Here is a 14396-nt window from a genome sequence, read left to right as displayed (position 1 = left end):
TGGCCGCCACGACACGCACCAGGCTTTCCACCCGGCTGCGCGGACGCCGGGGACGTCCTTGGCAAGGTGGCTGAGGCGGGTGGACGCGAGGTCACGATGATCGTGGTGACCAGCGCGCTGCGGGCCAGTGTGGAGGAGGCCGGGGACCACGACGCCGGACTGCGCGAGGTGCGCGACAGCCTGGCCCTGGTGGCGAGGGGCACGGACAGCGACCGATGGTCGGCCTCGTACTACGGCAAGGACCTGGTCCTGATCCGTCCTGGCGCGGCAGATCCCCCTCGGATGCGGTTCACCAACGGGGTGCGACATGGGTGGGCATGGGATCGCGTGGAGCTCGACGGGGACAGCATCCAGCGGCGCGAGTCCCTGTTGTTCGCCTGCTATGAGATGTCGATGGCCGCCCGACTGAGGCGTGACCGGCCGGAAACCCAAGAGGCTCGCGCCGCCTCAGTGATCGGCGAGGTACCGCGCGTCCTGGGGGTGGCGCAGGCGGCGTCGCTGCTGGCCGGTGTGCTGGTGCGGCCCCTGGGCGGGGGACACGGCGTACGAGGTGCGGCGCTCGACGAGGACCCGCGCATGCCCGGTGTACCGTCTGCCGACGGCTGGACCAAGACCGCGGAGGGGTGCGCCTCCACGGACTTCTACGCGGTCACGGACGTGCATGACATCGAGTGGGGCACGCTGAGCCGCCCCAGCGGAGCACGCCTCACCGAAGGCAACGCTCACGAACTCCTGCCGTGGGCAGAGGCCTGGTTGGCGGGCAGGTTGAGCACGGCAGCGGTCCTCAGGGAGACGTACCGGCGCCGCTTGGCCAGGGAGTCCGACCTGGTGGAGCACCTACGCACACTGAGCGACGCCGTACGGCCGACCGGCCAGCTGCACGCGACCTTGGGCGATGGGCTGAGCGGCCTTGTACCGGACGCGGAGATCATGCGGGCAGCGGTCACGGCCGCCAACCGACGAACCGACGGGCGCATGCACAGCGGCGTCGGTGTGGCGCCGCTGTCCTCCATGGGCCTGGCCGCGGCACGTGAGCGCGCCCACTTCAGCCTGCACGTGACGAAGACACTGAAGGGGACCGCGTGCCCGGAGGCAGCGCTGCACGAGTTCGGGAAGCCGTTGGACAGCGAAGGCGCGGCGTACGCGGTGGACCACCTCACCGGTCTCGCGCGCGCGGGAGCCGGTCAGGTCGGCCACCACCACCTGGTCCACGCCCGGCGGTGGCGCAACTGGTGGCTGGAGCACTTGCCGTCTTCGGTTCGCGCGGCCTTCGTACGTCTGTGAGTCTGCGAAAGGCTGTGAACTGAGGCAGGGCGGCCTCGCTGGCGACAGACACGCCCATGCGGCGGAAGCCGCGAGGACGGCTCAGGGAGTGATCCAGTCCCACGTACCCGGTCTCCACACCGCGCCCATGGCGCCTCCGCCATCCGCCGTCGCGTGCCCCGGGCCTCGCAGCACGGGTTCCCAGAAGCGGTCAAGGCGGTCCGCGGCCTCGGGCAGCCGCCCGAACGGCAGCCGTTGCACGAAGGTTGCCGCGTCCCAGAAGTCGAGCCACTCCACAGGTGGTGCTGGGAGGAGGGCCGGAAGGGTGCGGCCGAAGTCCCTCATCTCGGTCGTCAGATCCCGATGCAGTGCCCCGAGGCGCAGGGGCGGGTAGGAGGGGTGGGCCGCGGCGAGGAGCATGTCGGCCAGGTCCTGCCAATGGGTGTTGACGCGGCCGCCACTGCGGCGCCGGGTGTAGCGCACCAGCTTCTGCGTCAGGAACCGATACCCAGTGACCGACGGGACGGTGACCGCTCCCACCGGTCCAGGGAAGTCGAGAAGCGTGGTGCGCCCATCGTTCCTCAAGTCGGCTTCCGGCATGAGCTGGAGGCCAAGAAGTACGGGGGGCAGCATCCCCGGTCCGTTGACGTCCACCAGCACCCGGTACACCGTGGGCGATGCTCCTGAGCTGAAGGTCACCGGCTCGTGGCGTGTCACCCGCAGTGACTCTCCGCGAGGGCCGGGTGGCAGCGCGCCCGACGCCAGCAACTGGCGGCCGAATTCGTCCGGCACGACGAGGTCCAGGTCGTTCGGCAGCCGGGCCGCTGGGCCGATCCAGGCAGCCAGCGCCGCGGAGCCCTTGAGGTACCAGGTGCCCGGGGCGAGTGCTTGCTGGAACGAGTGCAAGGTGATCGCGACGGCCTCTAGACGATGGCGGACCGCGACGGGCTGGGAGGGGGAGTACCAACCGTTGACCAAGGGTGAGCCGGAAGCGCTCGACGCACCTGCTTTCGCCCCCGCCTTCTCCATGTCACAACAGCGTAGTGATCTGTGGCCGTTGATGGTGGGGGCGGGCGCCCGAGGCCAGCCAGTCCCGCATGCGTGACGTCGGAGGACGCGGGTGACGGCGTCCGCGCAGCACGTCGACCCGGAAGGCGAGTTCGCGCAGCGGGACGAACTCGGAGCCGTCCGCCGCTGCCACCAACCGGTCGGGTACTCCAGGGGCCAGGCCCGGATGCCGAGCCGCGAGAGCCAGCAGACGCGCGGCGGCGAACGCGTCGGCCTCTGCGGTGTGCAGCAGCTCCGCTATGGCCGCATGACCAGCAGGCGTGTGCGCGGCGCGGTCGAGATAGTGGACTGCCCGGGGCAGGAGGGCCGGATGGTCCCGGACGGCGGCGACGAGCGTCCGGCTGACCACCTCGTCCGGCGCCGTGCGCGACAGCCCGTACCGGAGGGCCTTGACGTCGCCGCTCGCCAGACCCGTACGCCACATCTCTTCGGGACGGCCGTCGATGACACGGGCGGGACCGGCCAGCACGGAGGCGGCAGGAGCGACGGTGCACTTTTCCTGCGACAGACTCAGCCCGAGCTGCCGCAGAGCCACCACTACAGCGGAGCGAATGTCGTCGACCTCGGCCTGGCCCCGCGTGAAGACGTGGAGGTCGTCGCCCCAGCGTGCCCAGCGGCCTGGTGCGAGTGCCGCCACCGTGTCGTCCAGCGGGGCGAGCGCCGCTGTGCCGAGCCGATTGGACCAGCGATGCCCGGGCAGAAGTGTGCGGTCGGCCACTGCTTGCAGGGCGGCGAGGGCCGTGGCGAGGCTTTCGGTCATCCAGGGGGCCTGGATCAGGGCGCTCAGTGGGAGGGACTGGCCGAACCGGTGGACGTCGAGTACGAGGACCAGCGACAGGTCGGGGCGGGAGGCCAGCGCCTGGAGATGGCGCTGCCGCGCTTGGTACGCAGGCCGGTACCGCCATGCCAGGGAGCGGTAGCTGAACACCTCGGGACGTGGCGCGTGAACGGCCAGGGCCTGCTCGGTGAGCAGGAGCATGCGGGCCCGAACGGCGCAGGAGAGGACCGGTATGGTCTCCGTCCGCCGGGCGAGCGGCACCCGCATCCGGCCGACGTGGAGCGGACCGTCGTCGAGTGGCCGACCGAGGTCCAGCTGACGGCGGACGTCGGCGGCCCCGAGCGCGTCGGGCACGTAGTCGGTGAGCAAGTCCGAGTCGAACGCGGCGGACAATGCCTGAGCGCTTGGGGCCGCGTCGTCCGTCATGGGGGCAGGATGACACAGACCGCAAGAGGAAGATCGCGCCGACGGGCTCCGGCTGGCAGTACAACGCCAGCTGTGTGAGGGGGAGTTGTGATGAGCGAGGCGGGTCGTGAGGGTGGCGAGGACATCGAGCGGCAGGTGTGGGCGCTGATCGGCAAGACCGCCGACTACGCGGACGGAACCCCGAATCTTCTCCTGTCCCACATGCTCGACACGGGGGCAGTGGCGGAGCGCGTCTGGGAGGACTACCTCGCCCCCGCCACCCGAGGCATGCTGGACCGCGTCGCCGGGGGCCCCGGCCGGGGGCGCGCACTGCTCATGTGGCTCGCGGCCTTGCACGACCTGGGCAAGGCGACGCCCGCCTGGCAGGGCAAGTACCCCGAGGCGGCGAAGGCGGTCCGGGAAGCCGGGCTCACCTGGCACGCACCGACCGTCGAGCGGTACGGATGGCCGCATCAGCACGCCGGTGGGCATCTCGTACGACGCTTCCTGTCCGAGGAGGGGTGGCCGCCGGAGCACGTGGAATGGGTCTGGCCGCTGATCGCCGGGCACCACGGGTTCTTCCCGCTCGCCAGCGGGATCAAGCCCCCTCCGCCGACGCGCGGACAGGCGGAGGGACGCCAGGGGTGGCGCGAGGTCCAGCGCGTCCTCTTCCACAGAGTGGGCGAACTGTTGGAGCTGCGTTCGGCGGCACGCCTTGTTCCCTCCGAAGTTCCCTCACGAGCACTGCAGTTGCACCTCGCCGGGCTGATCGCGATGGCCGACCAGATGGCCAGCGGCAAGGAGTACTTCCACGGCATCGACGACCCCGCGAAGGTGACCCTCGGCAGTGCGCGTGAGCGCGCCCACAGGTCCTGGACGGCGCTGGGCATGCGCCGAGGGTGGGAGGGGCTTCCCGTACCCGACGACGAGGTGTTCGAGCGCCGCTATGGGGACCCGCCCCGGCCCGTGCAACAACTGGCGACCGAGACGGCCCGCACGATGCCCGCCCCCGGAATGCTGATCATCGAAGCTCCCATGGGTGAGGGGAAGACCCGGGCCGGGCTGGTGGTGGCGGAGATCCTGGCGGCCCGCTTCGGCTTCGACGGCGTGTTCGTCGGCATGCCGCGCTGGTCGACGGCCGACCCCATGCTCCGCGAGGTCAAGGAGTGGGCGGAGGCCACGCAGGACGGCCTTGGCGCACACGTCGCTCTGCTGCACCTGTGGCACAACCTCTCGCCCGAGTGGACGGCCCTGCACGATGCGACGCCCGAGCAGCGCACGGAGGCCCTGGGCCACTGCGGAGAGGACACGGATACTCAACCCGAGGAGCGCGCAGGCGATCAGAGCCCCTCGGAGTTCTTCTTCAGCTCTGGGCGCGGACTGCTGTGTCCGTTCGTGGTCAGCTCGCTCGACGAGCTGCTGTACTCGGCCGCGCGCAGCAACTGGGCGTCGATGCGGATGGCCGGGCTGCTGGGCAAGGTAGTCGTCCTGGACGAGGTGCACGCAACGGACGTGCATGGCTCGCAGTTCCTCCAGGAAGCACTGCGCTGGCTTGGCCAGGCCCGCGTGCCGGTGGTGCTGCTCTCGGCGACGCTGCCGTCCGAACAGCGCCGACAAGTCCTGGAGGCCTACCTGACCGGCGCGACCGGCCGGGACGAGTACGGCGGTGACTCGACGGCGGCCCTGGAGGGGCCCGCCCGCGTCACGGCGGTGTGTGTACCTCCCGACGGCGGGACGACTCCCAGCACCCCGCTGGCACGGGCTTGCGGGAGCTTCCGCCCGGACCGCGCCTACACCGTGGAGATCCTGTCCGAGGACGTGCTCCGTCCGAGCCCGGAGGCCGCCGACGCGGCAGTCACCGCGCGGCTCGCGGAAGAACTGGAGAACGGCGGCAGCGCCCTGGTGATACGCGACACGACGCCCCGCGCCCAAAGCCTCTACCAGTCACTTCGGGACCACTTCGGCCCGGATGACGTGGTGCTGCTGCACGAGCACATGACTGCGCGGGACCGCGCGGTGCGCACGGACTTCTGCCTGCGCTCTCTCTCCCCGCGCGGCGACAGCCATCGGCCACGTCGGCTCGTGGTCGTCGCCACGAGGGTCGCGGAGGAGTCCTTCGACGTGGACGTCGATCTGCTGGTCACAGACCCCGCCCCCGTCGACCTGTTGCTGCAGAGGGCAGGCCGACTGCACCGCGCTCCCCTCAGGGAGCGCCCCGCGCGTCTGGGCGTGCCTCGGATCCTGGTCACCGGCATGACCACAGGCGACGCGGGGGCGAGCGCCATGAGCTCCCCGCACATGCCCGGCTTCCTGCACTCGTGCGAACAGCGGTACGGGCGCTACCCGCTGCTGATCGCTGCCCATGTGGTCACGGAAGCCGCCACCGGCACGGGAGAGCCGTGGGTGCTGCCGCGCCGGATCCCGGCCCTGACAGCTGCCGGGTACGGCGACTCGTCGAGCCTGCCCGCCGCATGGCGCGACGACGCGGACGTCGCCCAACGGCAGTGGCTGGACGTACGGAGAGCCCGTGCCGACCAGGCGCGCCGCCTGCTGTTGTCACGGCGCGGCAGCGGAGAGGGCGGCACCCTGGCCGGGCTGCACTATGTGGCGGCCCGCGTCCTGCCGGGTGGCCGCGACCTGGCGGCGCTGGTACGCGGCGAGGAGCCCTCTGCCGAGGCCGTGGTGGTGGTGCGGGACGGCCGCGGCTACCGCACCTTGTCGGGCATACGGCTTGGCGAGGGCGGAAAGGTACCCGCCGCACAGATCGATGATCTGCTCACCCACACGATCGAACTCCCCGCGGACTACGCCCCGTTGCATCCACCCGTTCTCCACCCGCTCCCCGCGTGGAACAAGTGGCCGCGTGAGCAGGGGGAGGCGGCGGAGCCGCGGCTCAGCGTCCGTCGGGCGCTGGTGTTCGACGCGTGGTACCAGGTTGTGCTGGAGGGCCGCCGCCTGCGATACGACGCCGAGCTCGGCTTGGTCGACGAGGGCGTCGTGGGCGGGCCGTAGCGCCGGACACCGGGAAATCGCTTGTTTGCCCTATGCGTGCGATTCCGTTGTGGAAAGCTGGCGCCGGGTCCGGAGTCCGGGCGGGGCGGAGATGACCGTGCCGAGGGGGATGCGCGTTGTGGAACCTGCTGGATGAGCCGTGGTTGCCCGTGCGCGCCCGCCCGGGCGGCAGCCAGACGGGGGACCATTGGTCCGCACGTCCTCGCGAGCTTTGCGTCCGTGAGCTGCTACTCGACTCCCATCTGTACGCCGAACTCCTCGTCGACGCCCCCACCCAACGTCCGGCGATCTACCGACAGTTGTTGCTGCCTCTAGTGGTGGACGCCCTGGGCTTCCCTGCGGACGCCACTGAGTGGGGGCGCAAGTTCACCGCTGGCCGATTCCGCGACGAGGAGCGCGAACAGCTGTCCACCTACCTCGACGCACACCACCACCTCTTCGACCTCTTCGCAGCCGACGATCCCTTCGCCCAAGTCGCCGGTCTGACCACGTCCGGCGACGCCACCAAGAGCGCCGCCGTCCTGGTCGCCACCGCGGCCCTGGGGAACAACGTGCCGCTGTTCTCCTCCCGCACCGAGGGCGACCCACTGGAGCTGACTCCGGCACAGGCGGCCCGGTGGCTGTTGCACGTCCACTGCTGGGACACCGGCGCGATCAAGACGGGGGCGACAGGGGACCCGAACACGAAGGCGGGGAAGACGACAGGCAACCCCGTCGGACCCCTCGGACAGCTCGGGGTCGTCATGCCCCTGGGCACCACGGTGTACGAGACCCTCCTGCTCAACATTCCGTACGGCAGGCAAGCCCTCAAGGACGACCTCCCCCAATGGCTGCGCCGCGCCAAGGACGGCGAGGTGGCGCAGACGCTCTCCTGCGCGACACCGGCCTGGACCACCCGGGCCGGCCGGGGGCTGCTCGACGTGTGGACCTGGCAGTCACGCCGCGTACGCCTCGTGCCCGAGCGGACCTCCCGCGGCGAACTGCGCGTGTCCCGGGCCGTCGTCGCCGCCGGAGACCGGCTGCTCCCCGACATGGACCACGAGCCGCACACCGCATGGCACGTCGACAGTGCCCAGACCCGGGCCGGGCGGTCCGCGCGACGCGGCGACCGGCCGGATGAGGGAGCGCACTTCCGTCCCGTACGCCACCGGACCGGCCGGGCAGCATGGCGCGGACTCGACGCCCTGCTGGCCGTGCGCAAGTCCTCCGTGGAACAACACGCCACGAAGAAGGGCGACGGCTTCCACACCAGCATCCTGCTGAGCCAGCTCGTCGACGTCGGCGACTACCTGCCCGGCGGGTACGGCGCCCAGGTGGAGCTGACAGGCATCCGCTACGGAACGAAGCTCGGCAACATCGAGGACGCCTACCACGACGAGATCCCGCTGCCGCTCGCCGCCCTGCGACCCGACAGCGACATCCGCGGCGCCCTCCTCGGCATCGTCGAACAAGCCGAAGAGCTCGCCAGGGCTGTCAACGCCCTCTCCGCCGAGCTGCGCCGCGCGGCGGGAGCACCACCCCCGCCCCTCGGGGCCTGGCAGTACCCCGGCGAGACACTGCTGCACGCCCTCGACCTGCTGGTACGTCGGCTCCTGGTCGGGTTGCGCGAAGTCGGCGAGGAGGACTTCGACCGCACCGAGCAGGGCCTCCTTGCCTGGGAGGAGAGGGCCTACCGGGAGGCGTGGAAGATCGCCGACGACCTGCTCTCGACCACCAGCACGGCGTCAGCGTTCTCCGGCCGAGAGGTGAAGGGCAAGGAGGGCCAGACCCGGATCGCGCGCGAGAGCACCGCCGAGGCCTTCTTCAGGGCCAACCTCCGCAAGATCCTGTTCCGCCGCGCCGCTCACCATCAGGGACGGCCGCCCACGACTGACAACTCGCCGACGACGGAGCAGTGACCACCGTGACCAACCCTCCGCTCCCCGGGCCGGAGAGCACCGAGCCGGGCCGAGTCCCCTACTGGCGCCGCTACCTAAGGACTGACGGCACCTGGATCCCCTCGGTGGAGGGCAGCGGCCCTCCTGGTGAGGAACTGGCGGACTTGAGGTCCGGACTCGGCCAGCCGGCCGGATCGGTGATGGCTCTGTGGCCGTACTACGCCACGGAGACGGATGGCGAGCTCACCCCCGAACTCCTGGCCGAGCACGGCGCGGTGACCCTCTACGGCCTGCACCAGCAGGGCCAGAACCGCCCTATGCACCAAAAGCACGTCAACCTCGGCCGGGCGCTGCGCAGACTCCGCGACAGCGAGAAGTTCCTCGACAGCGCCCTGGACCGCAGAGTGGAGGCCGCGGCGACCACCACGTCCGTCCCCGCCCTGCTGTACCGCCTGCGCGGCCTGATCACCCAACTGCGGGGCCAGGGAATTCCGTTGGACTACGACCAGCTCATGCGCGACCTGCGCCAATGGTCGCACCCGGAGCGGCGGCAATGGGTGCGGCGCAGGTGGGGCCTGGCCTACTACGCGCGCGGCGGTCAAGGCAGTGCCGACAGCAACGACGCCACGGCAGCCGACAGCACCGCAGGCGGCACCACCGAAGTGCCACCCGGAACCTGACCACCACCGAACCGTCTGACCCGACCGGAGCCTCCGTGACGCTTCTCCCGCCTCGTCTGTACGTCGACGTGCACATCCTGCAGACCGTGCCTCCGGCCAATCTCAACCGAGACGACCAGGGCAACCCCAAAGAGGCCTACTACGGAGGCACGCGTCGCTCCCGGGTCTCGTCTCAGGCGTGGAAGCGCGCCACCCGGATGCACTTCACCGAGCACATGCCCGCGCACGATCTCGCCACCCGGACGCGCCGGGTGGCGAGCGCACTGACCAGCAACCTCAGAGAACGCACCGGCCTGGCCGAGGAACCCGCGGGCAGGCTCGCGGACGCACTGCTGGCACCCCTGAAGATCAGCGTGGGCCGGAAGAAGGGCGACACCGCCTACCTGCTCTTCTACGGACGCCGTCAGCTCGACAACGTCGCGGCGCTCGTCAGCGACCGCGCCGCCGAACTCATCGACCTCGATGACAAAGAACTGCAGGCCGAGATCGAGCAGTTGCCTGTGGAGGAACAGTTCAGCACGGGCCATTCCCTGGACGTGGCCCTCTTCGGCCGCATGGTGGCCGACATCGCCGCGCTGCGCGTGGACGCCGCGGTCCAAGTCGCCCACGCCCTCTCCACGCACTCCGCGATCCTGGAGTTCGACTACTTCACCGCCGTCGACGACCGCGCGGAGGAGGAGCGGGAAACCGGAGCCGGAATGATCGGCACCATCGGCTTCAACTCAGCGACGCTCTATCGGTACGCCACCGTGGGCCTCCACCAGCTCCGGGAGAACCTCGGCGACGACGCGGCCGCCGTCGAGGGCGTCCGGAAGTTCATCACCTCCTTCGCCCGCTCGGTGCCCAGCGGATACCGCAATTCCTTCGCCCACCAGACGCTGCCCAGCCTGGTGTCCGTCGCCGTACGCACCGACCAACCGGTCAATCTCGTCACCGCGTACGAGGAACCCGTCACTCCCTCCTCCGGAATCGCCGCGGAGTCCGCCCGCCGCCTGGCCGCCGAACACCGCACCGCCGTCGACGCGTGGGGCGACGCCCCCGCCTTCAGCGCGGTCTGCCACGCCTTCCGGGACGAGACGGCGCAGCTACTGGAAGGGGCGTTCGGACCCGCGGTCACCTTCCCCGAGCTGCTCAATGGCCTCGGCGAGCACCTGTCCACCGCGATCGCCGAGGCCGGTCGATGACTCCTGGAGCACCGGACGAATCGCCGCGAACCGAGCCCGACGACCGGGCCGTCCTCGTTCTCAGGCTGGCCGCCCCCCTACAGTCCTGGGGCGCACAGGGGGCGTTCAACGTACGGGGCACCAAGCCCGAGCCCACCAAGTCCGGTGTGACAGGGCTCCTCGCGGCAGCCCTTGGCCTCTCGCGGGGAGCGGCACTGGACGAGCTGCTTGCCCTCCGCCTCGGGGTGCGGGCCGACGTCCCGGGCACCTTGCTGCGGGACTACCACGTCGTCAGCGACTTCCGTGGCAAGCCGCTGCCGCAGTCCGGCGTCTCGGCCAAGGGGGTCCAGAGGCCCACTGCCCCCGCCAAGTACACGCACGTCACCACCCGGTACTACCTCCAGGACGCGCTGTTCGTCGCCGCGCTGGCGGGCCCGCGCGACCTGCTCGTCCGACTCGACACAGCTGTGCGTGCGCCCCACTTTCCCCTCGCCCTCGGCCGCCGGTCGTGTCCGCCGACCCAGCCTCTCGTCCTCGGCATTGAGGAAGGAGACCTGGAAGGCGTACTCCACGAGCTGCCTTGGCAGGCGTCGACGCGGGCGAAGGAGAGCTACGCCTACAAGCTGGGGCACAGGCGCGGCCTCGAAGGACCGTTCCGGCCTGCGACCGTGCCGTGCTCGGTGACGCTGGAAGATGCCGAGGGCGACGACGTCCTCCAGGACGTACCGCTCTCCTTCGGCCCGCACGACCGCGCCTTCCTGGGCCGCCGGGTACGCCACGAGTGGCTGCGGATTCCCACCGGCTTCCCCGACCCCGACGCCGCCACGGAGACCGAGGCGGGCGCCGACCTGCACGACCCCTTCGAACTCCTGGGCCGGTGAACACATGCCGTACCTGTCCCGCATCCGCATCAACCCACTCCGCGCGGAGAGCCGCCGCTATCTGGAGAGCCCGCGTGCCGTGCACGGAGCGGTCATGGGCGGTCTGCCAGCCTCCACGAGCGACGAGCGGCCGCTGTGGAGGATCGACTCGGACGACCCGCACCGCCCGCACCTGATCGTCCTCACCCGCACCCGGCCCGACTGGTCTCACATCGTCGAGCGAGCGGGCTGGCCGGACGCGACCGGAGAACACGCTCTGGTACGCGACTACGCGCCCCTGCTCGCCCTCATCGAGCCGGGACGCGAGTTCGCCTTCCGCCTCACGGCGAACCCCGTGGAGAACTCCCCGACGCCCACGTCTCCCACCGCCGCGCAACGAAGGCGCATCGCTGCGGAACAGGACCCTGCTCGCCGACGCGGCTTCCGCATGGCCCACCGCACGGCCGCGGAACAACTCCGCTGGTTCCTCCGGCGAATCGACCGGTGGGGCTTCACCGTCCCGGCATCGCGCACGGACCCACCAGCGGTCGGCCTGGAACCCGTGGGCGCCGCGACCTCCACCGGCTCGGGCCGCGAGGTCGCCCAGATCGACTCGGCCCCCCGAGAGGTACGCATCACAGCCCGCCACCGGCGCACCTTCACGAAGAACGGCAGAGGACCAAAGGTCATCGTCAACAGCGTCACCTTCGAGGGCCACCTCCAAGTCACCAACGCCGAGTCACTGACCCACCACCTGCTGAACGGCATCGGCCCGGCGAAGGCGTACGGGTGCGGGTTGTTGACGTTGGGGCCGATCAGGGGCGGGCGCGAGGCGGCTGGGTGAAGGTGCCCCGTCAGGGCACAGGTTGGGTGAGGACGGTTCCGAGCGTCTCGCAGACCATGGCGACGCAGCCGAGGACTGTCAGTGCCCAGATGGTGGTGGCTCCCATTTCCTCCTGCAAGATCCGGATACCGAGGGCGATGCTGGCGAGGAAGCTCCAGACCGGGAGAAAAGGCAGCGGTACCGAGAAGTTGAGCCAGGTGGGTTTGGTGTGTTTGTCAAGCTTCGACATCTCAGGGATTCCTCCAGTGCCTATGAGGCCTTAGCGGAGGTGTTTCAATGTAGTGCGCCGGGTTGGAGCGAGAGGGGAAGCTCAAGTAAGTCGTAGTGCGAACACGGTGGTTGCTGTAGGTGGTGATGAAGCGAAGTTTGCCCGTGGACCGGAGGTCTGCGACATGATGCGCGTGTTGTCCCTGGATTGGTCAGGGGTGTTCCGACCTCGGCTAAGTCGATTTGGTGGTCCCCGCGTCGCGGGGCTGTGCACCCTCACAAGCCAACCGTGTGAGGGTGCTCTGGTGGCCGCTACAACGCCCGTGGCTGGGGCTGATCGACGGTAGGGGGCGGGGGCGCATGGGAGGAGCATGGCCTTGAGCCTCCGCTGTTGGGAAGAAGCCCTCCATGAACGCACGTTGTGCACTTCGCCGCCCATGGGTTTGAGAAGCTTGCCGCGGGCCCACCCTCGCACGTGCGGGGGTGGCCCCGTGGTGTCCGTGCTCGTCAGACCATGCAGTCCGTGGTCCCCGCAGGCGGGGGTGCTCCGGGAGCTATCGATGCAAAGGTCCGCGCGCAGGCATAGTCCCAGCAGACGCGCGGGGGTCATCCGCTCTATTCGCCATCAAGCACTACTAGCCGCTGAAAAGCCTCAGGCAGTGGCTGATGGCCAGGTCGACGGCCTAACCCTATATCTGCTGCGGATGCAGTCTCGGTGTCAACTCGTACTCGACCTGCTCCCGCAGAAGCGCAGGCCCTTGTCCTCGCTGGCCGTGAGGCGGGCGCGGCCGTCAGCGGCAGCGTGGGCACGAACCAGAAGGGTGCCGACCGGCTCGTCGGCGGGGGATGGCAGGACCGAGGCCTCCACGTCGGTGAAGCCGTGCCGTTTGAGCAGGTCCGTCCAGGCCTCGGGGCCGTACTGCCAGCGCAGCACGGTGAGTTCGTGCTCGCGGCCCTCCAGCCACTTGCCGCGCATGGGCTGGGGTCCGTACGTCCCGCCGGTCGGCTCGGCGTGGGCGAAGGCCAGGACGCCGCCGGGGGCGAGGCGGCGGGCGATGAGGGGCAGGAGCCGGTCGGGGTCGGTGAACCAGACGGCTCCCCACACGCTGTAGACCGCGTCGAACGTCATTGAGGTGCTGGCGAGGAACTCCACGGCGTCGGCGTGCACGAACTTCAGCCGCGGGATGTCCTGCCACCAGGCGCGGGCGCGCGCGACCTGGACGGCGGACAGGTCCACGCCGGTCACCTCCACGCCCTGCCGGGCGAGGTGCGCGGCTTCCGCGCCTTCCGCGGGGCCCAGGTCGAGGGCGCGCCAGGGCAGGGGAGTGCCCAGAAATTCGGCGCCGGGCCCGTGGCCGGGGTACTGCGTCCACTCGAACACCGCCGCGTCCGGCCGCGGCGCGGGGCCCTCGCCGCGGTGGGGTTTGTAGGTGTCCCAGTACTCGGCCGGGGTCTGCGGCGCGCGGGGCATGAGGCTCCTTGAGGGGGCGACGGGGCCGGTGGAGTGGGCCACCGTACCGATCCGTCCGCACCCGCGCAGGGAGAGGACGCAACCGGCTCAAGGAGCAACGGGAACGGGCCGGAAGCACGCGGTGCGCTTCCGGGCCCGTTCGGGTGAGGCCGGTTCTCAGTGGCAGTTCGACCCCGGTCGGCAGGGGCCGCACTTGGCGAAGTCGGCCTCCCACAGCTTCCAGTCCACCTCGAAGCCGTTGTCGGCGATGATGCGCGCGGTGCGCTCGACCGAGCCGTCGTACTTGAAGGCTATCTCCGGAATGTGCTCCAGGAAGAGGCCGTCGAAGTGCTCGGCGCAGAACTCGCGGTAGTTCCGCGTGTCCAGGATGAACACGTGCACCGCGATGTCCACGATGCGCCCGCAGCACATCTCCAGTCCCTGGCCCCACTTCTCCATCGCGGTGATCAGATAGCTCACGGCCGCGTGGAAGAGGCGGGTGGCCATCACCTCGTCGAAGGGGTAGTCGCGCATCAGGAGCTGTACCTCGCGCTCCCACACCTCCGGCTTCACGTACGTACGCGGATCGTGTACGAAGGTCTCGACTGCTGTGGCCATGCTGCCCTCCCGATGTGCTGGTGCCCGGTGTCGCCGACCGCCCGTCGGGGTCGACATGCCTCCACGAAAGCGCCGGTGAGAGCGCAGCGGCAGTCAACTCCCTCATCGTGCATGGCGCTTGCAGGCCGTGCACATGTGGTCGACGGCGCGCGCCCGGGCCTCTACCGTGGA

Annotated in this window: 12 protein-coding genes; 7 read left to right on the top strand and 5 right to left on the bottom strand. The window is 70.3% G+C overall.

Features of this window, described 5'->3' with window-relative positions:
• Positions 1-66 precede the first annotated feature (66 nt).
• The gene (locus tag ACIG3E_RS07075) at positions 67-1284 is read left to right on the top strand and encodes a hypothetical protein (RefSeq protein ID WP_399612284.1); all 1218 of its coding nucleotides are present in this window, start codon (positions 67-69) and stop codon (positions 1282-1284) included.
• An 81-nt stretch (positions 1285-1365) separates the two neighbouring features.
• Here ACIG3E_RS07075 and ACIG3E_RS07070 read toward each other — a convergent pair whose 3' ends face one another.
• The gene (locus tag ACIG3E_RS07070) at positions 1366-2292 is read right to left on the bottom strand and encodes a nucleotidyl transferase AbiEii/AbiGii toxin family protein (RefSeq protein ID WP_399612281.1); all 927 of its coding nucleotides are present in this window, start codon (positions 2290-2292) and stop codon (positions 1366-1368) included.
• A gap of 1 nt (position 2293) precedes the next feature.
• Positions 2294-3535 (bottom strand): hypothetical protein, encoded by a 1242-nt coding sequence (locus ACIG3E_RS07065; protein WP_399612279.1) that lies wholly within the window; start codon positions 3533-3535, stop codon positions 2294-2296.
• Between the two features lie 90 nt (positions 3536-3625).
• Between ACIG3E_RS07065 and cas3 the strand changes: the two genes are divergently transcribed.
• The 6 genes from cas3 to cas6e all read left to right on the top strand — a co-directional run bounded on the left by cas3 (position 3626) and on the right by cas6e (position 11950).
• Entirely contained in the window at positions 3626-6526 is a 2901-nt protein-coding gene (gene cas3 / locus ACIG3E_RS07060) for a CRISPR-associated helicase Cas3' (protein ID WP_399612276.1), read from the top strand.
• Positions 6527-6642: 116 nt separating this feature from the next.
• The gene (casA, locus tag ACIG3E_RS07055; protein WP_399612274.1) at positions 6643-8424 is read left to right on the top strand and encodes a type I-E CRISPR-associated protein Cse1/CasA; all 1782 of its coding nucleotides are present in this window, start codon (positions 6643-6645) and stop codon (positions 8422-8424) included.
• Positions 8421-9083, top strand: a complete 663-nt coding sequence (casB, locus tag ACIG3E_RS07050) for a type I-E CRISPR-associated protein Cse2/CasB (RefSeq protein WP_399612271.1) — start codon at positions 8421-8423, stop codon at positions 9081-9083. The genes casA and casB overlap by 4 nt, the downstream gene beginning before the upstream one ends.
• Before the next feature lie 35 nt (positions 9084-9118).
• A complete protein-coding gene (cas7e, locus tag ACIG3E_RS07045; RefSeq protein ID WP_399612268.1) occupies positions 9119-10267 on the top strand; it encodes a type I-E CRISPR-associated protein Cas7/Cse4/CasC in 1149 nt (382 codons plus the stop codon).
• On the top strand, positions 10264-11127 hold the full coding sequence (cas5e, locus tag ACIG3E_RS07040; RefSeq protein WP_399612265.1) for a type I-E CRISPR-associated protein Cas5/CasD: 864 nt from the start codon (positions 10264-10266) through the stop codon (positions 11125-11127). The genes cas7e and cas5e overlap by 4 nt, the downstream gene beginning before the upstream one ends.
• Before the next feature lie 4 nt (positions 11128-11131).
• Entirely contained in the window at positions 11132-11950 is an 819-nt protein-coding gene (gene cas6e / locus ACIG3E_RS07035) for a type I-E CRISPR-associated protein Cas6/Cse3/CasE (protein WP_399612263.1), read from the top strand.
• 10 nt (positions 11951-11960) lie between these two features.
• On the opposite strand, the gene ACIG3E_RS07030 is transcribed toward cas6e, so the two are convergent.
• The 3 genes from ACIG3E_RS07030 to ACIG3E_RS07020 all read right to left on the bottom strand — a co-directional run bounded on the left by ACIG3E_RS07030 (position 11961) and on the right by ACIG3E_RS07020 (position 14225).
• Positions 11961-12179 carry a hypothetical protein gene (locus tag ACIG3E_RS07030; protein ID WP_399612258.1) on the bottom strand — a complete coding sequence of 73 codons (219 nt, stop codon included), beginning with the start codon at positions 12177-12179 and terminating at the stop codon, positions 11961-11963.
• A gap of 696 nt (positions 12180-12875) precedes the next feature.
• Positions 12876-13628 (bottom strand): class I SAM-dependent methyltransferase, encoded by a 753-nt coding sequence (locus ACIG3E_RS07025; RefSeq protein ID WP_399612256.1) that lies wholly within the window; start codon positions 13626-13628, stop codon positions 12876-12878.
• Positions 13629-13784: 156 nt separating this feature from the next.
• A complete protein-coding gene (locus ACIG3E_RS07020) occupies positions 13785-14225 on the bottom strand; it encodes a glycine-rich domain-containing protein (RefSeq protein ID WP_399612253.1) in 441 nt (146 codons plus the stop codon).
• Between the last annotated feature and the right edge of the window lie 171 nt (positions 14226-14396).

The sequence above is a fragment of the Streptomyces sp. NPDC053474 genome (assembly GCF_044544845.1).
Taxonomy (GTDB): domain Bacteria; phylum Actinomycetota; class Actinomycetes; order Streptomycetales; family Streptomycetaceae; genus Streptomyces.
Note: the sequence above shows the minus strand (reverse complement) of the source record. Positions and strands in the feature narration are given on the sequence as shown.